The organism is Pseudodesulfovibrio tunisiensis (assembly GCF_022809775.1).
Lineage (GTDB): Bacteria > Desulfobacterota > Desulfovibrionia > Desulfovibrionales > Desulfovibrionaceae > Pseudodesulfovibrio > Pseudodesulfovibrio tunisiensis.
Genome location: NZ_CP094380.1, coordinates 2566456 through 2589885 on the forward strand (window position 1 = coordinate 2566456; position 23430 = coordinate 2589885).

General features: G+C 59.6%; 16 protein-coding genes and 1 tRNA gene. 4 read left to right on the forward strand and 13 right to left on the reverse strand.

The window, feature by feature from the left end:
* Window positions 1-115 precede the first annotated feature (115 nt).
* The 3 genes from gyrB to MPN23_RS12410 all read right to left on the reverse strand — a co-directional run bounded on the left by gyrB (window position 116) and on the right by MPN23_RS12410 (window position 5123).
* Entirely contained in the window at window positions 116-2509 is a 2394-nt protein-coding gene (gene gyrB / locus MPN23_RS12400) for a DNA topoisomerase (ATP-hydrolyzing) subunit B (protein WP_243544506.1), read from the reverse strand.
* 3 nt (window positions 2510-2512) lie between these two features.
* Window positions 2513-3676, reverse strand: a complete 1164-nt coding sequence (gene dnaN / locus MPN23_RS12405) for a DNA polymerase III subunit beta (protein WP_243544507.1) — start codon at window positions 3674-3676, stop codon at window positions 2513-2515.
* Between the two features lie 148 nt (window positions 3677-3824).
* Window positions 3825-5123 (reverse strand): DnaA ATPase domain-containing protein, encoded by a 1299-nt coding sequence (locus MPN23_RS12410; RefSeq protein ID WP_243544508.1) that lies wholly within the window; start codon window positions 5121-5123, stop codon window positions 3825-3827.
* Window positions 5124-5374: 251 nt separating this feature from the next.
* Here MPN23_RS12410 and MPN23_RS12415 point away from each other — a divergent pair, with 251 nt between their 5' ends.
* Window positions 5375-6544, forward strand: a complete 1170-nt coding sequence (locus MPN23_RS12415; RefSeq protein ID WP_243544509.1) for a homocysteine biosynthesis protein — start codon at window positions 5375-5377, stop codon at window positions 6542-6544.
* 74 nt (window positions 6545-6618) lie between these two features.
* Here MPN23_RS12415 and MPN23_RS12420 read toward each other — a convergent pair whose 3' ends face one another.
* The 4 genes from MPN23_RS12420 to MPN23_RS12435 form a co-directional block, all read right to left on the reverse strand.
* Entirely contained in the window at window positions 6619-9102 is a 2484-nt protein-coding gene (locus MPN23_RS12420; protein WP_243544510.1) for an ATP-binding protein, read from the reverse strand.
* A gap of 146 nt (window positions 9103-9248) precedes the next feature.
* On the reverse strand, window positions 9249-10043 hold the full coding sequence (locus tag MPN23_RS12425) for a 16S rRNA (guanine(527)-N(7))-methyltransferase RsmG (protein ID WP_243544511.1): 795 nt from the start codon (window positions 10041-10043) through the stop codon (window positions 9249-9251).
* A 63-nt stretch (window positions 10044-10106) separates the two neighbouring features.
* Entirely contained in the window at window positions 10107-11396 is a 1290-nt protein-coding gene (gene eno / locus MPN23_RS12430) for a phosphopyruvate hydratase (RefSeq protein ID WP_243544512.1), read from the reverse strand.
* A gap of 113 nt (window positions 11397-11509) precedes the next feature.
* The gene (locus MPN23_RS12435; protein WP_243544513.1) at window positions 11510-12283 is read right to left on the reverse strand and encodes a type III pantothenate kinase; all 774 of its coding nucleotides are present in this window, start codon (window positions 12281-12283) and stop codon (window positions 11510-11512) included.
* 147 nt (window positions 12284-12430) lie between these two features.
* Here MPN23_RS12435 and MPN23_RS12440 point away from each other — a divergent pair, with 147 nt between their 5' ends.
* Window positions 12431-13471 carry a hypothetical protein gene (locus MPN23_RS12440; RefSeq protein ID WP_243544514.1) on the forward strand — a complete coding sequence of 347 codons (1041 nt, stop codon included), beginning with the start codon at window positions 12431-12433 and terminating at the stop codon, window positions 13469-13471.
* A 3-nt stretch (window positions 13472-13474) separates the two neighbouring features.
* Window positions 13475-15961, forward strand: coding sequence for a cytochrome ubiquinol oxidase subunit I (locus tag MPN23_RS12445; protein WP_243544515.1), 2487 nt, complete (start codon window positions 13475-13477; stop codon window positions 15959-15961).
* A gap of 150 nt (window positions 15962-16111) precedes the next feature.
* Here MPN23_RS12445 and MPN23_RS12450 read toward each other — a convergent pair whose 3' ends face one another.
* The 5 genes from MPN23_RS12450 to MPN23_RS12470 all read right to left on the reverse strand — a co-directional run bounded on the left by MPN23_RS12450 (window position 16112) and on the right by MPN23_RS12470 (window position 21182).
* Complete coding sequence (locus tag MPN23_RS12450) at window positions 16112-16987, reverse strand: restriction endonuclease (RefSeq protein WP_243544516.1); 876 nt, start codon at window positions 16985-16987, stop codon at window positions 16112-16114.
* 177 nt (window positions 16988-17164) lie between these two features.
* Window positions 17165-17240, reverse strand: a tRNA-Phe gene (locus MPN23_RS12455).
* A gap of 63 nt (window positions 17241-17303) precedes the next feature.
* A complete protein-coding gene (locus tag MPN23_RS12460; RefSeq protein ID WP_243544517.1) occupies window positions 17304-19067 on the reverse strand; it encodes an aldehyde ferredoxin oxidoreductase N-terminal domain-containing protein in 1764 nt (587 codons plus the stop codon).
* Window positions 19064-19507 carry a 4Fe-4S dicluster domain-containing protein gene (locus tag MPN23_RS12465; RefSeq protein WP_243544518.1) on the reverse strand — a complete coding sequence of 148 codons (444 nt, stop codon included), beginning with the start codon at window positions 19505-19507 and terminating at the stop codon, window positions 19064-19066. The genes MPN23_RS12460 and MPN23_RS12465 overlap by 4 nt, the downstream gene beginning before the upstream one ends.
* 19 nt (window positions 19508-19526) lie before the next feature.
* Window positions 19527-21182, reverse strand: a complete 1656-nt coding sequence (locus tag MPN23_RS12470; RefSeq protein ID WP_341540076.1) for a glycosyltransferase family 4 protein — start codon at window positions 21180-21182, stop codon at window positions 19527-19529.
* Window positions 21183-21402: 220 nt separating this feature from the next.
* On the opposite strand from MPN23_RS12470, the gene MPN23_RS12475 reads away from it, so the two are divergent.
* A complete protein-coding gene (locus tag MPN23_RS12475) occupies window positions 21403-22899 on the forward strand; it encodes a GGDEF domain-containing protein (protein ID WP_243544519.1) in 1497 nt (498 codons plus the stop codon).
* Window positions 22900-23219: 320 nt separating this feature from the next.
* Here the strand turns inward: MPN23_RS12475 and MPN23_RS12480 are convergent, their stop codons facing one another.
* Complete coding sequence (locus MPN23_RS12480) at window positions 23220-23420, reverse strand: heavy-metal-associated domain-containing protein (protein ID WP_243544520.1); 201 nt, start codon at window positions 23418-23420, stop codon at window positions 23220-23222.
* Window positions 23421-23430 lie beyond the last annotated feature (10 nt).

The window sequence follows — 23430 nt, forward strand, 5'->3', positions numbered from 1 at the left end:
GGCGAAGGCCGGTTTCGGCCTCCGAGGTATCAAAACAATGCGCCGTCCGTCTTGCGGAACGGCAAAATATCACGCGACGCACGGCGGACGGAATGCCGCCGCGCGCCTCAGTCCGTTAGATGTCCAGCTCCTGGACGGCCAGAGCGTTGCGTTCGATGAACTCGCGCCTCGGCTCCACGTTGTCGCCCATGAGGTCCGAGAAGATCGCGTCGGCCGCGGCCGCATCCTCGATGCCGACCTGAAGCATGGACCGCTTTTCCGGATTCATGGTGGTTTCCCAGAGCTGTTCCGGGTTCATTTCACCCAGACCCTTGTACCGCTGGATGTTCCACCCCTTGTGCGCCTCGGCAATCACCTCGTCGTACAGATGGAACAGGCCGGAGATCTCGCGCTCCTCTTCTCCGGAGATCAGGCTGAACCTGTAGCCGCCGCATTCCTCGCGGAACTTTTCCAGCGCCATGTAGGCCTGCTTGTAGAGCTTGGAATGGAAGAACTCCATGGCCAGACGCTTGCGGTGACCGTTCTCGTTCTCGAAGGTCACGTAGGTGCGGTCCTTTTCGGCCTCGTCGTCGTGCTCCACCTCGATCTCGGTCCTGAAGCCGTGTTCGAGAAAATCCTTCTTGAACTCCTCGGCGTCATGCCTGTCGAAATGCGTGAAGCTGATGCGCACCTTGTAGTTGATCAGGGCCATGTACAGGCCGCGTTCGATGCCGGCCAGCTCGGCCTCGGACATCTTGCCGCGGATGGCGCGAATCTCTTCCATGAGTCCGAGCAGTTCCTCGCCCGTGAACTCCCGGCCATTGGTGGCTTTGGCGCGGATGTCGGCTCCGGCCCGGGAAAGCAGGAAATCGTCCAGCTCCTCGTCGTCCTTGATGAACTTCTCGAACTTGCCCTTGTGCACGCGGTACAGGGGCGGCTGGGCAATGTACAGGTTGCCTCGATCGATGAGGTCCGGGTACTGGCGGAAGAAGAAGGTCAGCAGCAGGGTGCGGATATGCGATCCGTCGACATCGGCGTCCGTCATGATCACAACCTTGTGATACCGCAGCTTGTCGTAGTCCTTTTCGTCGTCCCCGTTGCCGATGCCGATGCCCATGGCCGTGATCAGGGCCCGGACTTCCTTGTTGGACAGCATCTTGTCGAAGCGGGTCTTTTCCACGTTCAGGATCTTGCCTCGCAGGGGCAGGATGGCCTGATGCTTGGGGTCGCGGCCCTGCTTGGCCGAACCGCCTGCGGAATCACCCTCGACGAGGAAGATTTCGGAATCCTCGGGATTCTTGGACTGGCAGTCCGCGAGCTTGCCCGGCAGGGAATTGTCGGACAGCGCGCCCTTGCGCCGGACCAGATCGCGGGCCTTTCTTGCGGCCTCGCGTGCCCGGGCCGCGTCCACCACCTTCTCGATGATGGTCCGCGCTTCCTTGGGATTCTCCTCGAAAAACGTGTTCAGCTTCTCGTACATCAATGCCGCGACCAGACCGGCGGCCTCGGAATTGCCGAGCTTGGTCTTGGTCTGGCCCTCGAACTGCGGATCGGGCAGCTTCACGGAAATGACCGAGGTCAGGCCTTCGCGCACGTCGTCGCCGGACAGCTTGGCCACCAGCTTCTTGGGCAGGTCGGCCGACTGCACGTAGTTGTTGATGGCGCGGGTCAGTGCGGTCTTGAAACCGGCCAGATGCGTGCCACCCTCGATGGTGCGGATGTTGTTGGCAAAGGTGTGCGTGTTTTCCTTGTAGGCCGTGGTGTACTGAAGCGCGAATTCCAGAATGATGTTCTCGGACTCGCCCTGACCGTAGATGATCTCGCCGATGGTGTTCTGGCCCGAGTTCAGGTCGCGCACATAGCTCTTGATGCCACCCTCGAACTTGTAGACCTCGCGCTCGCCGGACCGCTCGTCCTTGAACTCGATCTCCAGACCGGAGTTCAGGTAGGCCAGCTCCTTGAAGCGCTTCTTCAGGGTCTCGAAGTCGAACTTGTTGACCTCGAAGATTTCCTCGTCCGGACGGAAGCGCTGTGTGGTGCCGGTGGAGTGGGCCGGGCCGACCTCCTCCAGAGCCGTGGTGGGCCGACCGCGTTCGAACGTCATGCGGTGAGTGGTGCCGTCGCGCTTGACCGTGGTTTCCATGAACTCGGACAGGGCGTTGACGCAGGACACGCCCACGCCGTGCAGACCGCCGGACACCTTGTAGGAGTCGTTGTCGAACTTGCCGCCCGCATGCAGCGTGGTCATGGCGAGCTGCACCGCGGGAATGCCTTCCTTGGGGTGGATTTCCACGGGAATGCCGCGGCCGTTGTCGCTGACCGTGCACGAGTTGTCCATGTGCAGGGTGACCTTGATCTTGTCGCAATACCCGGCCATGGCTTCGTCGATCGAGTTGTCGATGACCTCGTAGACCAGATGATGCAGGCCGCGTATGTCGGTGGACCCGATATACATGGCCGGACGCTTGCGGACCGCCTCAAGCCCTTCGAGGACCGTAATCGATTCTGCTGTATATTTGTTTTCGCTCATAATCTAGGCGTTTTCCTCAACGTAGTAGGTTTCCTCCTGAATCATCATGGGCATGAGAATGACCAGATAGTCGCGGTCATCCTCGCCGGAGATGCCGCACGGCGCCTCGGTACCGGTCAGGGTGAACTTCACGGTGGGGGAATTGAAATGGTTCAGGATGTCAATCAGGTTCCTGGTGGGGAAGGCGATACGCTCCAGATCGCCCGAAAAAGTGGCGTCCAGGGATTCCTGAGCCGCGCCGGTCTCCTGTCCCCGGGCGGACACTGTAACGTCCGTGGAGCCAAAGGTAAAGTAGGCGCAGCGGTTGGAATCCGTATTGAACAGCCCGATGCGGCCCAGGGCGTCCACCAGGGAAAGCCGGTCCACTTCCAGCGTGGACACACCCTCGTCATCCAGCTTGCTCATGAAGTTCTGGTAGTTGGGGTACTGGTAGTAGGACAGGGGCAGGCTGAAGGTCTCGCCCTGATTTGCGGTGCGGAAGAACAGCCGCTTGTCGCTGATGGCCAGCTCGATCTCCTCGGCCGTGAGCCACTTCTTGAGCTCGGCCAGGTACTTCTTCTGGATCAGGATGCCGCCTTCCGGGAGCATGGCGTAGATGTCGTCGTTCACGAAGTTGAACATGGCGAACTGATGGCCGTTCAGACCGCAGACCTCGACCACCTTCTGGCCCATCTTCTCGCGGGGAGCCATGTACAGGCACGCGATTGCCTCCATGGAATCCTCGTCCGAAATGCAGAAGCCGATCTTGTCGATGATCTCGTGCAGGAAGTCGCCGGACCAGAACACGGTGCCCTCTTCCGGGAAGCTGGAGAACTTCTGGAACCACTCCACGTCGTTCACCGGGAACTTGTAGCTTCGGGACTGCTGCTTGACCTGCAGGGTGTCCCCTTCAAGGGCAAGGGTCAGCTCGCCCTGATTCCCCTTGAGCTGCTTCACAAGATCATAGAAGGCCCTGCCCGAGACACCGGCAAGTCCCTCATTGGTGATCTCGGCCGGATAGGTTCCCCGGAATTCCAGATTCGAATCCGTGCTCATGATGTTCAGGCCGCCATTCTCGCACTGAAGCCAGATCGTGCGCAGGAAGGCGGCTCCGGTTTTGGCCGGGATGATGTTCGAGGACTTCTGGAGGCCTTCAATGATTTCATCTCTGTTCACTTTCAAAAACATAAAAAGATTCTCCCTTATTGAAATTTATTGACTCGGTTCCTTTGTGCGCAACCGTGATAAAAGTTTGTTTTATTTGAATTTATTTCGAACATGAATTGTCTGGAGTTAGTGACATTCCGCACCGCCAACGTGTTCGGAGTCCAATTGTTCACGACATGCGACACTTTCTCTTCAAAGTTTTCAACACCTGTTTCATTTTCTCATCATCCTGCTGCAATTCCTGTATTTTTTTTACGGAATACAGAACCGTGCTGTGGTCCTTTCCGCCAAAGGTCCTGCCCAGTGACGGGTAGGATGTGTTGAGCAGGGAACGGCACAGGTACATGGCTACCTGCCTTGCCAGCGCTATGTTCTGGTGCCGTTTCGTGCCGATCAGCTCCTTGACGTGCACATTGTAATGTTCGCTGACCACACCGAGGATGCGCTTGGGCGTGAGGTCGTCGTGTGCCTTTTCCTCGGTGTTGCTCAGGATGTGTTCGAAATCCTTCTGGGACAGGTCCTTGTGCACGAGTTCCCGGAAGGCGAACAGCTTGAGCAGGATGCCCTGCAGATAGCGGAAATCCGTGAACCGCTGGGCAAGGGTCAGCATCTGTTCCTTTCCGAGCTGGAGCTTCTTGAGACGGCATTGCTGCTGGATGTAGTTGACCCGTATTTCCAGGTCCGGCTCCTTCAGGGTGACGATCAGGCCCCAGCCAAGGCGGGACTGGAGATTGTCGTCCAGGAAGTCGTAGCCCGTGATCTTGTCGCGACAGGCTATGACCATCTGCTTCTTGTTGTCGTAGAAGTGATTGAAGATGTTGACGAGTTCCTGCTGAAACGCCGGATATTCGCGCACCTTGTGAAAGTCGTCTATGAACAGGTAGTCGTAGTCGAACACATGGTTGCGCGCCCGGAACGGATCGCCCCGGAACCGGATGGAGTACAGGGAATGGAGCTCGTCCATGGAGCCGACCAGCATCTTCGCAAAATCCGCGCTCTTGCTGATCTCATTGGCAACGGCCTTGAGCAGGTGGCTCTTGCCCGATCCCCCTCCCCCGCAGATGATGAACGGGTTGAACAGGGTGCCGGACTGCTTGGCCACTTCCTTTGCCGAGGCAATGGGAAAATAGTTCTTCTTGTTGATCAGGAATGTTTCAAAGGTGAATTCACTGCCGAACGGAAAGTCGATCTTCTTGACCACTTCCCGGGGCGCGACCGCGCGCGAATGGCCGGAAGCGCCGTTGTTCCTGTAGCCGATGAGGTAGCCCGCGCCGAGAAAGTTGTTGAGCTGGGCCTCGAACTTGTCCTGAACCTCGTTTTCGAACCAGGTTGCGAAGAACGTGTGCGGGAAGCCCACGACAAGGCGTTTGCTCTCTTCCGAGTAGTCGATCTGGAGCGGGTCGTACCAACGCTGGAGTTCGGCTTCGGTGCAGGTTTGGAGGAGGTGTTTTCTGAGAGCCTGTTTCACGATGGAAGTCGTTTCCGGATGTTGTTTTCAACAGTTTGATTTTGCTGCACAAAAAAAAGGGGCCAAAACTGTTCGAACCACCCCTGATTTCCACAGTTTTCATAGCCTAAAATCGTCCCGAAGCCAAGCGTTGACCTGCCATTTCACGGATAATTCCGTTTGATTTCGATGCGGTTTTCGGACATGATGCCATTCCTGTTGAAAACATGGTGCATACCGGCGCGGCGACGCGCTCTTCGGAGGTTCTGTACATGGCTCATTTCGAAGTGAACAAGACCATCGCTGAGATCAACGAACGCATCCGCAAAGGCAAGGCCGTGGTGGTCAATGCCGAGGAAATGACCGAGATCGTGAAACGCGAGGGCAAGGTCCGCGCGGCAAGGGAAGTCGATGTGGTCACCACGGGCACGTTCTCGCCCATGTGCTCTTCCGGCCTGCTCTTCAACATCGGTCAGGAGCCCCCGGTGATGAAGGTCTCGAAGATGTGGCTGAACAATGTGCCGTGCTATTCCGGGCTGGCTGCCGTGGATGCCTATCTCGGTGCGACGGAACCTTCCGAGGATGATGCCCTGAACAAGGTCAAGCCCGGCAGGTTCCTCTACGGCGGTGCCCATGTCATGGAAGACCTGCTGCGCGGTCGTGCCGTGCATCTGCGCGCCCTGGCCTACGGCACGGACTGCTATCCGCGCCGCGAGCTGTCCAAGGACGTGACCCTTGCCGATCTGCCCAACGCGGTCATGCTCAATCCGCGCAACTGCTACCAGAACTACAATTGCGCGGTGAACCTGACCAGCCGCACCATCTATACCTACATGGGCCCGCTCAAGCCCAATTGCGGCAATGCGAACTTCGCCACGTCCGGTTCGCTTTCCCCGCTGTTCAACGACCCGTATTTCCGCACCATCGGACTGGGCACCCGCATCTTCCTCGGCGGTGGCACCGGCTATGTGCTCGGCGCGGGCACGCAGCATGTGCGCAAGCCGCCCAGAAACGAACGCGGCATCCCCACCTCCGGGGCAGGAACCCTGATGGTCAAGGGCGATTTCAAGAAGATGGACGCCCGCTACGTGCGCGGTCTGAGCGTGATCGGCTACGGCTGTTCCCTTGCCGTGGGCGTGGGCATTCCCATTCCGATCCTGAACGAGGAAATGGCGTGGTTCACGGGCGTGTCCGACGCGGACATCCAGATGCCCATCAAGGATTACGGCTACGACTATCCCAACGGCCTGCCGCGCATCCTCGGCCATGCCACGTTCGAGGAGCTGCGTTCCGGTTCCATTACCGTGAACGGCAAGGAAACCGCCACGGTTCCGGTCACCAGCTATTCCCTGTCTCTGGAGATTGCGAACAAGCTCAGGAAGTGGATCGAGGACGGCAAGTTCCTGCTCACGGAAGCGCAGGAAGAAATAGAAAGCATTTAAGCTGTTTGAACAGGTTGCGAACAGGGTGTTCCCTTGTCGGGGAGCACCCTGTTTTCCGTTTGGCGGAGGAGAGGCTACTTCCGGCAGAGCAGCATGCCCAGAACGCGTTTCAGGTCCTCGAAATCCACGGGTTTGGCAACATAGGCGTCCATGCCCGCATCAAGAAATTCCTCCCTGTCTCCGCGCATGGCCCGGGCCGTGAGCGCGGCAACGGGAATTTCACGCATTTCCCTGAATTCGTGGGCATTGCGGATGAAGCTGATGGTTTCCAGACCGTCCAGAACCGGCATCTGCACGTCCAGAAGCACGCAGTCGAACTGTTCCGTGGACAATTTGTCCAGCGCCTGCCTGCCGTTTTCCACGCAGACCGGGACATGGCCCAGCTTTTCCACGAATCCGGACAGGGCCAGACGGTTGACCCGGTCGTCCTCGGCAATGAGGATGCGTCGGCCCGGTTCGGGCGTGTCCGGGCAGGACCTGTCCGAATTGCTGCGGATGTGTTCCGCCCGGGTCAGGCCCACGGCAAAGTGCACGGTGGTGCCCACGGACGGCGTGCTGGTCACGGAGACGCTGCCGCCCATGAGATCGGACAGCCGCTTCACGATGTGCAGGCCGAGTCCTGTTCCCTGCTGCTTGGCGGGCCCGGATTCCGCCTGGGTGAACGGGTGGAATATTTCGGCCAGCTTGTCCTCGGAAATGCCTATGCCGGTGTCCGCGACCGTGAACAGCAGGCGGGCTTCATTGTCCCTGCGCGGAGTCAGTGAGTTCACTTCCACCCGGACGTGTCCGGCATCCGTGAACTTCAGGGCATTGCCCACGAGATTGAAGATGATCTGGCGCAGCCGCATGGCGTCCCCGACCAGTTCGTCCGGCACGGTCTTTTCCATGGAGATTCTGATCTCGACCCGCTTGTCCGCGGCCATGGGAGCAAAGGTGGCCCGCACCGTGTCCAGCAGTTCGGAAAGAAGGAACGGCGCGGAAACCAGATCCATTTTTCCGGCCTCCACCTTGGACAGGTCCAGAATGTCGCCAAGAAGCCGCGTCAGGCTCCGACAGGCGCCGAGCGCAATGTCCACGTACTCGCGCTGCCTGTGCTCCAGATTCTCCATGCGCAGAAGCTGGAGCATGCCCAATGTGCCGTTCAGGGGCGTGCGCAGTTCATGGCTCATGTTGGCCAGAAATTCGCTCTTGGATCGGCTGGCGGCCTCGGCCCGATCCTTGGCCTGCACCAGTTCGGCCTCGATGTGCTTGCGGTCCGTGATGTCCTGAAACGATCCGCGCACCCTTGCCGGGGTGCCGTCCTCCTCGAATTCCACTTCCGCATGACAGTCCGCGTATCGGGTCGTCCTGTTGTCGAAGAGCAGGCGCAGTTCCATGTCGAAGGGATCGCCCCCGTGCCGAGCTTGTTCCACGGCATCCAGAAACCGGCGCAGGTCCTCCGGGTGAATCCGTTCCAGAAAATGGGCGAAGTCCGGTTCATCCCAGCCCGGAGTCAGTCCCATGATGCGGAACATTTCATCGGACCACACGCAGTGTCCGGTGGCCAGATCGCGTTCGAAATATCCGAGCCGGGCCTGCTTCTGGGCCTTGACCAGACGGTCCTCGCTGCGGCGAAGACGGTTTTCCGCCAGGGTTCTGGCCTCCAGCGAGCGTTCCAGCGCCGAATGCACCGAGCGCAGCGATCTGTACCGCCAGAGGATCATGATGCACAGGGTGAGGATCACGGAAAACACGCTTGCCGTGGCCATGCGCGCCGTGGTCCAGAACGGGCTGGGCTTGCCGTACCAGTGCAGGTAGGCTGTTCGGTACGTTTCCGAGCCGACCACATGGGCAAGAGCATTGTCCAGTTTCCGGGCCAGAACCGCATCATCCTTGCGCAGCAGATAGCCACGCTTGAGTTCCATGAGTGGCGCGCCAGCAACCTTGATGCGGTCGTCCACCCCGATCAGCCGGGCCTTTTTCCACAGCACCGGAGCCGGAAACACGAATGCGTCGGATTCCCCGGCCAGCAGGCTGAACAGGGCCGCGTCAATGGACGGGAACGGCTTGAGCCGTATGCTGGGGTCGTGCACGAGCAGGGTCATGGCCGCGCTCTGGTCGATTGCAGCCACATGCTTGTCGCCGAGATCGTCCGGGCCCTTGATCGTCTGGTTGTCCCGGCGCACGAAACAGGAAACGGGCACGGTTTCCATGACCCGGGTCAACCGGAATTCCGTTTTTCGGGGCAGACTTATGCCTATGCCCGGAATGCAGTCCGCCCGTCCGGAGCGCACTGCGTCCAGAGCCTCGTCCCAATTGGCGACGAACAGATATTTCGGGGACAGGCCGGCCCGGGCGCAGACCTGTTCGAAAAGATCGATGGCGAATCCCTGGGGGCTTCCGCCCATGCCTCGGGCATACAGGGGAGGAAAATCCCGCAGCACGGCCGCCACCACGGGCGGAGGACAGGTTGTCGGGGGCGCGGACATGCCGTGTTCGGCCCGGGCTGTTGCCGCAACCGGGAAAATCAGGGCGAGCGCAAGAAAAGCGGTTCGAATGGCAGAGCTGATATGTGACATGATGCGGCTTTCTTCCCTCCGGGTAATCGGTCGGCCATATCGAATATGCCATAAGCCGGAAGAATGACAACCGCGTTAGAAATAAAATCGGCCCGAACGTGCAATCACGCCCGGGCCAAGGTCCTTTTTCGATTTTTCAGGAAGAATCAGCAGGGGCGGACAGCCCAGAAGAACCGTTCCGAGCCTGCCGCGGGATAGGAGGCCACGTCGCCGAGCTTCCAGCCCGACGGCAGTTCCTCGTTTTTCGGGGCCGGATCATTGGACATGATGACCACGGTGCCGCACTGGTCCGCGTCCTGACGGAGCATGGGCCGCACGAATTCCAGCAGCTTGGGCCACGGCATGAACGCCCGGCTCAGGACAAGGTCGGCCGTGCCGCGATGTCCGGCGGCTTCCAGCCGGGAGAGCGCGTCCTCGGCCCTGCCGTGGAACACGTCCGTGCCTGCCTGCCTGAGTCGGCCCAGCGCCATCTTCATGAACACGGCGCGTTTTTCCCGCACCTCCACCAGCCAGTAGTCTCCGTCCGTCCACAGGGCGCGCAGGGAAATGCCCGGCAGGCCGGCTCCTGCGCCAAGGTCCAGACTGAGCGGTTTTTCCGGCAGATCCAGTTCGCTCAGAAAATCCGCAAGAAATAGGGAATCCACGATCAGGGTGTCGAACACGGTGCGCCAGTCCGATTTGCCCACCAGATTCATCTTCCTGTTCCACTTGATGAGCAGGTGCAGATACGCGGCCACGAGCTCGGCCTGCGCATCCGTGATCCCGCGTCCAAGGGCCTGTGCCGCTCGGGAAACCGCTTCCGGAGAGGGGTGCTGTTCGTTCATCCAGCCGTGGATACACGAACTCACGTTTTCGGTAAATGCGAAATTTTGCCGCATCGGAGTCGCGTTCCGCTTCAGCCGGATTTCAAGGCTGCGGCGAGCCTTCAGGTCCTGTTTCACATGCAAAAGGGGCCGCCCCTTGCGGAGCGGCCCCTTGTTTTTTTCTCGATGGAATTTCGAGGGCTATTCGTATTCGAACCAGGATTCGCCCAGAATCGGGCCGAAGTAGATGCCGTCCTCGTCCAGTTCCTCCTCGATGCGCAGGAGCTGGTTGTACTTGGCGAGGCGGTCGGAGCGGGAGGCCGAGCCGGTCTTGATCTGGCCGGCATTCACGCCCACGGCGAGGTCGGCGATGAAGTTGTCCTCGGTCTCGCCGGAGCGATGGGAAACCACGGTGGTGTATCCCGCGCTCTTGGCCATCTCGATGGTGTCGAGGGTCTCGGTCACGGTGCCGATCTGATTCAGCTTGATCAGGATCGAGTTGCACACGCCACGTTCGATGCCCTCGGCCAGAATGTCGGGGTTGGTCACGAAGATGTCGTCGCCCACGAGCTGGATGTGGTCGCCCATCTTTTCGGTCTGGAGCGCAAAGCCGTCCCAGTCGCCCTCGGCAAGGCCGTCCTCGATGGAGACCAGCGGGAACTTTTGGGTCAGGTCCGCATAGAAGTCCACGAGTTCGGCAGCGGTGAATTCCTTGCCTTCGCCGGCCAGCACGTACTTGCCGTTCTTGTAGAACTCGCTGGCAGCCGCATCGATGGCCAGGCAGATGTCGCGGCCCGGCTGGTACCCGGCGGCCTCGATGCCGCGGATCAGGTACTGGAAGGCTTCCTCATGGGATTTCAGGTTCGGTGCGAACCCGCCTTCGTCACCCACGCTGGTCACGTGGCCGTCCTTGGACAGGATGCCCTTGAGCTTGTGAAAGACTTCCGCGCCCATGCGCAGGCCTTCGGCAAAGGTTTCCGCGCCCACGGGCATGAGCATGAATTCCTGGATGTCCAGATTGTTGGGGGCGTGTTCGCCGCCGTTGATCACGTTCATCAGGGGCACGGGCAGCAGCTTGGCGTTCACGCCGCCAAGGTACTGGTACAGGGGCAGGCCCAGGTAGCGGGCAGCCGCGCGGGAAGCGGCCATGGACACGCCGAGAATGGCATTGGCGCCAAGGCGTTCCTTGTTCTCGGTGCCGTCCAGATCGATCATGGCGTTGTCCAGAGCAACCTGACGGGTCGCGTCCATGCCGACCACGGCTCCGGCGATCTCGCCGCGCACGTTTTCCACGGCAGTGAGAACGCCCTTGCCGTTGTAGCGCTCTTCCTTGTCGCGCAGCTCAAGGGCTTCGCGGGTGCCGGTGGACGCCCCGGAGGGCACGGCGGCTCGGCCGATGACGCCGCATTCAAGCATCACTTCCACTTCCACGGTGGGGTTGCCGCGGGAATCCAGGATTTCCCTGGCCCATACGCCGGAAATCGTGCTCATGATCCGTCTCCTTTTATGAGGACAATTTGCAATTCCAATTATTGGTGTGCGGGAATTCTAGACGAATTTCGCACGGTGCACAAATGTATACGGCAGCGCTGTGCCGGACACAGTTATTTTCCAAAGTACGCGCTCCACAGCCCGTTCATGACCAGATCGGGTTCCAGATGATGGATGGCCGGGCAGACCTCGGCAATGGAACGGGCAAGTCCGCCCGTGGCCATGACGTACGGTTCGGTTTCCATCTGTCTGGCCAGCCGGGCGACCAGCCCTTCGATCATGGCCCCGAATCCGAACACCAGTCCCTGATTCAGGCATTCCGCCGTGGAGCGGCCCCATGTGAGCTCGGTATTTCCCACGCGCAGGTCCACCTTGGGCAGCTTGGCCGTGTCTCCGGCAAGGGCTCGGGCCGAGGACAGCACGCCCGGGCAGATCAGGCCGCCCTGAAATGTCGTGTCCGTGACGCACGCCAAGGTGGTGGCCGTGCCGAAGTCGATGACGATCAGGTCCTTGCGGTCGCTGATGCGCCGGGCAGCGGCGCAGCCAACCAGAATGTCCGCGCCCACCTGTTCGGGCCGGGCATAGCGGTTTTCCAGATGCAGGGGCAGGTCCGCAGGCACGAACAGGGCTTCGCAGTCCATGAACCGCCGGGCCATGCGCGTGAGCAGCGGGTCCAGCGGCGGAACCACGGACGAGATGACGCACGCCTCCACGCTGGACGGCTTCACGTTTTCGCGCCGCAGGATCACGTCGATCTTGAGGCCCCAGTCGTCATTGGTGTTGGCCGGACGCGTGGGCAGGGTGTATGCCGCGCCCAGTCCGTTTTCATCGGCAACCCCGATCTTGGTATTGGTGTTGCCTGCGTCGAACAGCAGAATTGTGGACATGTTTCCTCCGTGGCTGTTGGCTTGACGCAGTGTGTACCGCATCTTCGGCAAATGGCAAGACGCACGGGCAGGAAATAATGATGCCTCCGGTTGTCGGCGGCGCGGGATTATCCTATTGTTCCGAACTGGAATACCAAGGAGGGAACCATGAATCCGGCAATGCTCATCCCGGCGCTCGAACCCATTCCCGTGCATTGGGCGTGGATCGACGTGCTGCTTATCGCAACATTTACCGTGCACATCCTGTTCATGAACGCGACCCTTGGCTCGGCGGCCGTGGCGCTGGTCCAGGCCCTGCGGGGCGATACCGGGCTTGCCCGGGACGTGGGCATGAAACTGCCGCCCCTCATCGCCCTGACCATCAACTTCGGGGTGGCTCCGCTCCTGTTCCTTCAGACCAATTACGGGCATCTGGACTATGTCAGCTCCGTGCTCATGGGCGGCTGGTGGCTGTCCGTGACCGCTGCCCTGATGCTGGCCTACTTCGGCTTCTATTTCTTCAAGTTCCGGTTCGAGTCGCTTGGCGCGTCGCGCAACCTGCTGCTCTTCCTGACCATTGCCGCGCTGGTGTTCGTGGGCTTCATGTTCTCCAACAACATGACCCTGATGCTGGTGCCGGACCTGTGGGGCGAATATTTCACGAATCACATGGGATCGTTCCTGAACTTCGGCGATCCGACCCTGTATCCGCGCTTTCTGCATTTCATGGCCGCGACTCTGGCTCTTGGCGGGCTGTTCACGGCCCTGCTCGGCGAGCACAAGGGCAATGATCATCACGTGCGCGTGGGCATGAAGTGGTTCACCTCGGCCACGCTGGTCAATCTGGGCATCGGCCTCTGGTTCCTGTTCGCCCTGCCCTCGCGCGTGCAGCAGGCGTTTCTCGGCGGCAGCATTCCGGCCACGGCCTCGCTGGTCGCGTCCCTGATCGGCGCGGGCCTGCTTCTGAGCGCGGGATTTCAGGGCAAGGTCCGGTCCGCTGCGGTCTGGACCTCGCTCACGGTCCTGTTCATGGCCATCACGCGCCACTGGGTGCGCACCCTGTCCATCGAGCCGTGGTTCAGGATCGAATCCATGCCCGTGACCGGCCAGTACGGACCGTTCTACCTGTTCCTGATTTCCCTTGTCATCGGCGGCGGTCTCATGTGGTACATGGTGCGACTCTTTTTCAAGGCGCAGGGGAGGGCCTAGCTCATGGAATATCCCATCTGGAAACTCGCGACTCTCGGCGGCGGCTTCTGGGTCGCCCTGATCTCCACCCTGCATGTGTACGTGGCCCATTTTGCCGTGGGCGGCGGTCTGTTTCTGGTGCTCACGGAAATGGCGGCCGCGCGCTCGGGCAATCCGCATCTGCTGGACTATGCCAAAAGGCACACCAAGTTCTTTCTGGTCCTGACCATGGCCTTTGGCGCGGTGTCGGGCGTGGCCATCTGGCTGAGCATCTCCCTGCTCGCGCCCCAGCCCACCATCATCCTGATCAAGTCCTTCGTGTTCGGCTGGGCAACGGAATGGGTCTGCTTTCTGGGCGAGATCGTGGCCCTGCTGGTCTACTACTATGCATGGGAAAAAATGAATCGCCGGGATCACATCATCGTGGGCTGGCTCTATGCCGTGTTCGGCTGGCTGTCCCTGTTCCTGATCACCGGGATCATCGGATTCATGCTCACCCCGGGCGAATGGCTGCAAACCCGGAGCTTCTGGGACGGCTTCTTCAATCCCACGTTCTGGCCGCAGGTGGTGTTCCGCACCTTTTTCGCGGCCGTGTGCGCCGGACTGTTCGGCTATGTCACGGCAACGCGCATCCCGGACGAGGCCACGCGCCTTTCCACGGTGCGCGTCTGTTCCCTGTGGACCATTGCCGGATTCGTGCTGCTGGCCCTGAGCGGCTGGTGGTACATTCAGGCCCTGCCCGAACCCCAGTACGCCATGGTCATGGCCAAGTCGCAGCGCGTGGCCACCTACATGCAATTCTTTTGGATATTCGGCCCGCTCGTGGTGCTCGGCGCACTGGCAATGGCCGTGAAACTGCCGCGTTCCGTGAGTTTTCCGCTGGCGCTCGTGGTCATGCTGTTCGGCCTTGGCCTGATGGGTTCGTTCGAGTCCATGCGCGAGGCCGCGCGCAAGCCCTACCTGATCTGGGACGTGGTCTATTCCAATTCCATACTCAAGGCGCAGGTGCCTGTCCTGAATCAGGAGGGCGTGCTGGCCCACGCCAAATGGACCCCGCCGGACCTGCGCGAGATCACGGACGACAATGAACGGCAGGTCGGGGAATTCCTGTACCAGCTCGAATGCGCGTCCTGCCATTCCATTGATGGTCCCATGAACGACATCCTGCCCCTGACCGCGCCCTATGCGGATGCGGATTCCATGGATGCGTTCCTGTCAGGCATGGGCAGCGTCAGCGTGTACATGCCGCCCTTTGTGGGCAAACCCGACGAACGCCGCGCCCTTGCGCGCTACATTGCGGAAGAGTTGCATCCGGATCGTGCCGCGTCCGACACGGCCATTTCCGACGAACCCGTTTCGCCCGCGCCCTTCGACGATGGCGCGGAATTCGCGCTTCTGGCCTGGGGCCGGGAAGGCATGCATTTTGTCGCGGATTCCCGGTACTGGACCCTGATGCCGTCCGGTACTGCCATTCGCGCCCAGCTCGTGCGTCGGGATTCCGCTCCCGAAGTGATCACGCAGGGCGTGGAGATCGGATTCACGGTCGAGAACGGACCGGAAGGTGTGCTTGGCGGTGGCGACGAGGGAATCTTCGAGGCGGAACTGGATTTTCTGCCGTCCGTGGACCCGTATCAGCCGCTGCCCGTGGTCACGCTGGAAGCGCGCGTGGCCGAGACCGGCGAGGTGCTGGCCACGACGAAATTCACTCCGGCCACGTCCCAGCTCATGGGCTGCCGGTCCTGTCACGGCGGTTCCCGGGCCAGGGACGGCAACATTGCCGATGACACGGCCCTGAATATCCTTGCCGTGCACGACCGCATCAACCGCACCAACCATGTGGAGCGCGCAACCCGGGGCGCGAAGATTCTGTGCGTGGAATGCCACGACGACGCCTCGCAGAATGCCGCCGGGCAGGAGGACAAGCCCAACCTGTCCGCAGCCATGCACGGGTTCCACGCCATCTATCTGTCGGGCCGCGATTCCGAACACTCCTGTCTCAAGTGCCATCCGGACGGCTCCCTGCGCGGACGGCACGGCGACACCTTCGAGTGCGCCGACTGTCACGGCAACATCGAGGATCACGCCATCGGTCTGCTCAAGGCCGAACAGGAAAAAGACAAGCCGTATGCCACGGCGCGGCTGGCCATGCTCCGGCCTCAGTACGTGGAATCGGCTGACGAGATCAATCCGCGCCAGCCGTGGTTGCAGCAGCCCGACTGCCTGACCTGTCACGTGGATTTCGAGGCCCCGTCCGAGTTCACGGCCTTCAATGTCTGGGCCGCCGACCCCGAGGAACTCTACGTCAACCGCTACGGCGACATGGCCGCCATTGCCTGCGCATCCTGCCACGGCAGCCCGCACGTGATCTATCCGGCCACGGAACGCGACAACATCCACCCCGAACAGTACATGGGCGAGGCCCAGGCCTTCGGCTCGCAGGGCACCTGCACGGTCTGCCATGTGGAAATGATGGACATGCCCATACATCATCCGGGCATGGGATTGGAATAAAGGGGGAGAATGCCTTCGGCGACCAGAGAACCCCTTGAAAGGGGTTCTCTGGACTCTCCTGAACTTTTTGACTTTCCGCCGCCGCGAGGATGGAGGGAGTTTGAAAGTGGTGGTTGGGCGGCGGAGAGGAGATTATATTATCGATCTAGATTACTTGAATTTACTAAAAAAAGCGTGATCTATTTCATATACAGTTTTTTTTGTCAGTCCAAGCTCTACCTTTTCAAACATTTCAACAAGTTTTTCTCCATCAACTAATTCTATTTTATCAGCTCCATCTCTGTTTGCTTCTTTTATCGCTTCTTGACTAAAGGTTGAGGTGGTAATCATAATCCCCTTTTCTGCTCTTCCAATCATTGCATTCCGAAAATCGCCAACTTGTGCTCTACTGACAGTATTGCCTTTTTTGTAACGTTTACATTGGAATATAACTTTGAAAGAAACGAAGGGATTTATTTTTAGAGTTCCAAATCCATCTATTCCTTCATCTCCACCCTTTCTGGTAACTTCAACATTTTCAAAATCCGATTCTCGGAGAACTTCTTTGCATATTCTTTCGAATCCATCAGGCGACAAAGAACGTAATACATCGATTAAATCAAGATTTAAAAAGTCAGAGCTGCCATTTTCTTCATGAGGAATAAAGATTTCATTTTTATTTGTTTTTTTAAATGTTTCATTTTTGGGTTTTCGCTGCTTAATTTTTTGCCATTTTCTTACTATCAGATAGGCTTCATTTTCCGTTAGATGAGTTTTTTTGCCTTCATCTGTCAGTTTCCATGTCCCATATTTGGAAGAATCAAGCAAACCTTCCCATACAAGGTATTGCCTTGCCCAAGCCACTTGATTGTAAAATTTGTTTCCACCTGATTTTTCATTTACTGCGTCAAGAATTTTGTCTGGCAGATTTAACTTTCTAGCAATTCTATCAGAAATTTCTCTTGGTTTTCCAGAATCCCCCAAATCTCTGAGGGCATCCAGTAAAGGAGCAAACCATTGAACAAATTCAGGATATTTTTGTTTCATGGGAATATAGGTGGTTATTGGTAAGTTTTAATTGATCCATAACAATTAGCTATCAACCAGTAAACACCTATTCTGAAAGAAGAAATGCAATCGTATGTGGATAGTTGAAAAAAGAAATTTGGAAGATCAAAAAACAAAAGGCTTGCAAACGTATTGTTTGCAAGCCTTTGTTTTCAATGGTGCTCAGGGACAGAATTGAACTGCCGACACGGGGATTTTCAGTCCCCTGCTCTACCGACTGAGCTACCTGAGCGCCGGTGAGGAGTTGTGTTTAGCGAAACCCGATGGGGTTGGCAAGCACTTTTTCAGAAAACCCTCATTTTTCCGGGGCATCCTCGGGAAGTGGCGCGCCGAGCTCCATGATCCTTTGGGCGAATCCCTGACGCAGGGCTTCCATGTATTCGGTGTCCAGCGGGCCCTTCCATGTGGTTATCTCGCTGTAACGCTTGGGTATTTTTACGGTCCGCGGGTCGTAGCCCGTGGAGATGCGTACGCGCCAGCGCAATTTCTGGACTTCGAAGGCAATTTCGTCCACGCCTGTGGCGAGATCGGTGTAGCCCACGGCCTCCAGTGCCTCGTCCAGCAGGGCTTCCGTGTATACCCCGCGCGAGAACAGACAGCCGACCATGCAGTTCAGGATGATGCGCTTGCGTCCGTCCTCCACAAGGAATTTCAGGGCCGCGTCAACATCCTTTTCCTCGTGCTTCTGGTCCCAGGAATATCCGCCCGCGTCCAGATGCGCGTGGCGGAAGCCCAGCGCCTCGGACACGAAGAAGACTTCGCCCGTGGCATAACCCGCCATTTCCTGACCCAGCACGCAGGCATAGTCGCCCCCGCCATAGCGGGCAACGGCGCGCATGGTGCCTCGGGCCAGCAGGGAATAGAACTCGTTCTCCTGCTGGCTGAGCAGTTCCACGGCCTTCATGTAGGTTTCGGCGTCGCCCCATTTCAGGGGAAGCAGGGTTTCGTCCTCGGAGATGTCGCCGCGCTCCAGCGCCTCGGTGGCCCAGGCAAGTGCCACACCGCAACTCATGCAGTCGAACCCTTCCTTTTCGATCACGTCCAGCACGCGCAGCACCTCGCCCGGCTCGATGATCTCAAGCATGCCGCCCACCGCAAAGATGGGCTCGTAATCATAGGCCACCTGACGGTAGAGGTACTGGTTGTTGGTCTGGAACTGCTCGCGCACGAATCCCACGTGGATGCAGCCCACGGGACAGCCTGCACAGGCCGCATTGCGCAGCAGGGTTTCGTCCGCAAAGGTCTCGCCGGAAATGCGTTCGGCATGGGGCGAGGACGTCTGTTGCAGGTTCTTCCATGGCAGGCTCTTCAGTCCGTTGAGCGGGCTGATGTTCACGGCAGTGCCCACGCCGTGGTATTTGCTCATCATTTCCGTTGAGGTGAGCTGTTCGAATATGTGCTTGTAGAGCTTGGGATACGCCTTGCCCTCGGGCAGGGGGAATCCCCGGTCGCCCAGAATGCAGATGCCCTTGAGGTTCTTGACCCCCATGACCGTGCCGCCGCCCAGCCTGCCGAAGTGTCGGTAGGTGTCCACGTTGATGCAGGCATAGGTGCTGAGCTTTTCCGCTGCCGGACCGATGCGCAGGATGCTGCGTCGGCCCGAACCCGGGAACATCTTGCGCAGGGCGCGGCCCGTGCTCAGGGCGTCGAATCCGCGCAGGTATTCCACGTCCTTGAGCTCCACGCGGCGCGAGCCCACGCACAGGGCGGTGAGCCGCTCGGCCCTGCCGGTGATGACGAGGGCGTCCAGGTCGGCGAAACGCAGGGAGAGTGCGGATTTGCCGCCTGCATAGCTCTCGGCGTACTGGTCGTGGTACGGCGACTTGAACGAGCAGCAGGTCTTGCTCATGAGCGGGTAGTAGCCGGTGAGCGGGCCGATCGCCAGAATCATGGGCTGATCCGGGTCGTTCCATGGCCGGTCCGCATGGCCGAATTCCTGAAACAGCCGGGCCGCCAGTCCGGTTCCGCCAAGAACCTCGTTCCGACCGCCCCGTTCCACGATGTTTGCCTTGCCCGTGCCCAGATTCACCACCATGACGCGGAAGTAGTCGCGGATCATGACGCCACCTCCTTGTCCTTGTTCGAGCCGTTGCGCCGTTCCGGCACCTCCACCATTTCCAGACAGTCGTGCGGGCAGTAGGGGATGCAGCGGCCGCAGTGGATGCACACGTACGGATTGACCTGATGATCCAGAAAGATAGCGTCCACCGGGCAGGCCTTGGCGCATTCGCCGCAGCGGATGCACAGGTTGCGCTTCTGGATCACGCCGCCGCCCTTGCGCTGGGAAAACGCGCCCGTGGGACACGCCGCCACGCAGGGGGCGGGGTCGCAGGCCAGACAGACGCGTGCCTCGAATCCGGTGCTCAGGCCGCCGGACGAGGCGATGCGGATGCCTGCCTTGTTCCAGGACAACACCTTATGAACCTGCCGGGAGCAGGCCAGGGAACACGAATGGCAGCCGATGCATCGCTCCATTCGCGTGGCTCGCATAATCTTCATTCGTCTCATGCCTCCGTTGTCAAAAACCCGTGTTTTCCTCCGGGGCCACGACTTCCAGTATGTCGTGCTTCACGGCCCAGAGGATATGATTTTCCGCTTGTTGAGCGGCAATGTTCGGAAATATTTCACGGAGTTTGCGGACAAGCTCTTCGCAGCGGACCGGCTTGCGTGCCAGAAACGCGAGTTTGCGTGCGGCTTCGGGATCAATGAAATTTACCAGTCCGGAATACAGGAGCGGAAAATCCCGGCCACGGTAGAATGCGTGCCCGGTGCGTCCGGTCGTCAGCACGATGTCCGGCCCCAACTGATGCGAGGCGTAGTGCCCGAACACCCTGCCATACGGAATCTGCTGGGGCTGGGCCGCATTGCGCAGGGCTTCCCTGTCCACGGGAATCTCCCGCAGTCTGTCCCACAGGATTTCGTGCTGTTCCACCACGCTGTCCCACGAAAAATGGGCTTCCACCCGCTTTCGCCCGGCCATGCCCATGGCCTGTCGCAGTTCCGGGAACCGGATGAGCCGGATCAGGGCCGAGGCCAGTCCGGGCACGTCCACGGCCGTGCGCTGGGCCAGCAGCAGATGATACTGGTTGTCGAACAGGAGCGGCGCCAGCGGGTCGAGATCATCGGTACGCGCCGGGCCGAGCGTGGGCACGAGCAGTCCGGTCTCGCCATGGACCACGATATCCCGGTAGCCGTCATAGTCCGAGGCCACCACGGGCAGGCCGAACGCCCCGGCCTCCAGCAGGGTGATGCCGAAGGTTTCCTGCGGATTGTCCGCAATGGACACGAAGATGTCGGCCTCGCGGAACAGCTCTGCCTTGCGCTGTTCGTCGGGCCGTCGTTCCAGACGCAGCCGGAGCCCGATGTTCGTGGCCAGATCGAGCAGTGCGGGCGTGAAATCGTCGTTGTCATCCACCCATCCGGCCAGCACCAGTTCCACGCCGGACAGGTCGATTCCCTCGGCTCCGGCCCGGTGCAGGGCACGCAGCAGGGGCAGCAGGTCCATCTTGGAATAGTGGGAGATTCTGCCGAACACGAGCAGTCGGACCATGTCCCCCTGCCTTGTCCGGGGCGGAGTCATGGCCGAGGCGTCCACGCCAAGGGGAATCAGGGCCAGCTCCGGGGCCGGGAACCGTTTCCGGGAAAGGCCGTGGTTTTCCCGCAGATACAGGAAGAAGTTTTCCACAGCGGTTCTGCCTGCGGACGAGGTGCACACGATGGCATCCCTGCCCGTGGTGCCGGGCTGGAGATGGCGCAGAAACGCCTCGCCGAAATCCGCGTAGCTCAGGGAATGGATGGTGCCGGTAACGGGAAAGATGTCGCGGGCCACCTGATTGCGCAGCCGGATCAGGTGCGGCTGCCACAGAATGCAGTCGGACTGATGGAAACAATGGTAATGGGTGTCGGCCAGTGCGGACGGAAGTTCCCTGCGGTCGCGAAGGCGGATGCGTCCGGATGCGACCAGCCTGGGCCGCGTGTGTTCCAGATGTTTCCGCAGTGCGTCGGAAATGCCCCGATCGTTCAGGAAGAAATGATATTCGTCAAAGGAATCCCGGTTCAGCAGCGCATCCAGAAACCGGACATTGGCCACTTTTCGGCCCAGTACCGGGCCGGATTCGAAAAACGGGTCCAGAGTCGCCCATACTCTTTTTATCCCTGTCATGTCATTGGTCAAACAGGGGTAGCTCCTTTTGTCAATGCCAACCGTGTGCGGATCAGGGAAGTTTCTGCCGCATTCAGGAATGGTTCGCACCGATCCACGATAAATTGATTCGCTATTCCAGTCCTTTTCATTTCAATTTTCCGCAAGTCGATACGGTTGGCCCTGTTTTTGCTCAACCACCTGTGCGGAAGTTTTTCCGCGTCATGGTTTTGACGTTCAAGGAGATGGAGACATGGCTGAAACACGATCGCTGAGACGGGGCAGACGGCCCGAACTCATGTGGGGACTGGGCCTCACCGAGTTGCAGCGGCAGCAGATCGAGACCGCGATCGGCCCCGGCTTTTTCCTGCGCAATTTTCCCTCGGGCAGGTTCCCGTGGAAAAAGGAGCTGGGACAGGCTGAAAAGCCCACCGCAACCTGGATTCCGTGGCGCATCTGGAACGATATTCCCGAATTCCGCAGGAACGAATACCGGACGCTGGCCAATACCCAGCGCATCCTGATTCAGGAAAACGAGGACGATCTGAGTCTGGAAAAGGTGCTGGAGGAAGGGTTTCTCACCGTGATCCGCGCGCCCCTGAGCCGCAACAAGGTGCAGGACGCGGTGTTTCGCGCCAAGGAAGTGACCAGCATGTACTCGGACATCTACCGCATGACCGAGGAAATCCTGCTGGAAAGGGAACTGCTGGCCCGCAAGACCGATCAGCTCATGTTCCTGAACAAGATTCTGGCGTCCGCGAACGAAAGTCTGGAACCCGCCACCATCCTGATGAATGCCAAGGAAACCCTTGAGCTGATTCTGCCCGTGCGTCAGCTCCATGCCGCGTTCTGGCAGCGCCGGGACGAGGGATATGCCGTGGACGTGGAACTCTACCTGAATGGCAAGGCCACGCCGGACGTGGAAAGCCGCTGGGTGGAACAGCTCATGGCCCAGGCCGCAACCCTTGGCGGCGGTCCGGTCAACGAATTTCAGATCGGGCATGTGGACCCGGCCCGCAGGCCGGAGTTCAACCATGGCCCGGAAGACGGCAGACTGGTCGTCATGCCCCTGACCGCAGGGCAGGAGTCCTTTGGTTGTCTCGCCCTGCTGTGCGAGCCCGAATACCGTCTCGGCAAGGACGAGGTGGAAACCTTCCGTTCCGCCGTGAACCATCTGGGACTGGCCCTGCGCAACGCCATGCTCTTCAAGGAAGTGAAGCTGCGCGCGGATCACGACGGACTGACCCGCATCTACAACCGCCACACCTTTGACGAGCGGCTGGTCTACGAACTCAAGCGCCGCCAGCGCTACCGTCACGACCTGTCCCTGCTCATGGTGGATCTGGACCATTTCAAGAACGTGAACGACACCTACGGCCATCAGGCCGGGGATGCGGTGCTGCGCAAGGTCGGGGAAATCCTGACGGAAAGCCTGCGTTCCACCGACCTTGCCGCACGCTACGGCGGCGAGGAATTCGTGGTCCTGCTGCCGCACACCTCGGAACAGGACGCCTGGATGCTGGCCGAACGCATCCGCGCCCGCATTGCCGACGTGTGTTTCGAATCCGAGGGCCGGAAATTCACGGTCACTTCCAGCATCGGCGTTGCCTCTGTCGAGGCCGGCAGCCTGTCCCGCGACGAGGACCTCGTGATCAAGGCGGACAAGGCCCTGTATCAGGCCAAGAACAACGGCCGCAACATGACGGTCGTGTCCGGCAGACAACCGGAAACCATTTCGGTCTCGCAGTAGCTTTTTGGTTCTCCGCCGCCAACAAGGGCCGAGGGAACCTGCCCGGCCCGTCTTGGCGGCGCAGTGAGATGCGGAAAAGCTGAAGCTTCCGCCATCGAGGAATTTGACTCGGAGGAAACAGGCAAAGGAAGAAAACCAAGCTTTTCTCTTGAAGCCACCCCGTCTTGGGAATCGAAAAAGGCCCGGTGAATGTCTCGACAGAGCATTCACCGGGCCTTTTTCGATTCTCAAGACAGAATGGGGATCCAAGGGGCCTTGCTCCTTGGCGGGTCCGGGCAGAGCCCGGGCCCCCCGGGAGGGTCGCCGAAGGCCTTTCTTCCCTACTCCGCTACCTCGAAACCGATGCGGATGATGGCGTCGCGCACGGTGGCGGGATCAACCGATTTCTCCTCGTCATACGTAGCAGTTCCGGCGAGCAGATCGACCTTGACGTCGGTTATGCCGTCGATCTGCTGCAGGGCCTCGGTCACGGACTTGACGCAATGCTGGCAGCTCATGCCGTTGATTTTGATGGTGGGCATGGGATTCTCC

Excerpts from the sequence above, each read along its gene's own strand:
- MPN23_RS12465 (WP_243544518.1), bottom strand. The coding sequence starts at position 19,507 with ATGAAGATTATGCGAGCCACGCGAATGGAGCGATGCATCGGCTGCCAT.
- eno (WP_243544512.1), bottom strand. The coding sequence starts at position 11,396 with ATGAGCACGATTTCCGGCGTATGGGCCAGGGAAATCCTGGATTCCCGC.
- MPN23_RS12435 (WP_243544513.1), bottom strand. The coding sequence starts at position 12,283 with ATGTCCACAATTCTGCTGTTCGACGCAGGCAACACCAATACCAAGATC.
- MPN23_RS12445 (WP_243544515.1), top strand. The coding sequence starts at position 13,475 with ATGGAATATCCCATCTGGAAACTCGCGACTCTCGGCGGCGGCTTCTGG.
- MPN23_RS12420 (WP_243544510.1), bottom strand. The coding sequence starts at position 9,102 with ATGTCACATATCAGCTCTGCCATTCGAACCGCTTTTCTTGCGCTCGCC.
- dnaN (WP_243544507.1), bottom strand. The coding sequence starts at position 3,676 with ATGTTTTTGAAAGTGAACAGAGATGAAATCATTGAAGGCCTCCAGAAG.
- MPN23_RS12480 (WP_243544520.1), bottom strand. The coding sequence starts at position 23,420 with ATGCCCACCATCAAAATCAACGGCATGAGCTGCCAGCATTGCGTCAAG.
- MPN23_RS12475 (WP_243544519.1), top strand. The coding sequence starts at position 21,403 with ATGGCTGAAACACGATCGCTGAGACGGGGCAGACGGCCCGAACTCATG.
- MPN23_RS12450 (WP_243544516.1), bottom strand. The coding sequence starts at position 16,987 with ATGAAACAAAAATATCCTGAATTTGTTCAATGGTTTGCTCCTTTACTG.
- gyrB (WP_243544506.1), bottom strand. The coding sequence starts at position 2,509 with ATGAGCGAAAACAAATATACAGCAGAATCGATTACGGTCCTCGAAGGG.
- MPN23_RS12460 (WP_243544517.1), bottom strand. The coding sequence starts at position 19,067 with ATGATCCGCGACTACTTCCGCGTCATGGTGGTGAATCTGGGCACGGGC.
- MPN23_RS12440 (WP_243544514.1), top strand. The coding sequence starts at position 12,431 with ATGAATCCGGCAATGCTCATCCCGGCGCTCGAACCCATTCCCGTGCAT.
- MPN23_RS12415 (WP_243544509.1), top strand. The coding sequence starts at position 5,375 with ATGGCTCATTTCGAAGTGAACAAGACCATCGCTGAGATCAACGAACGC.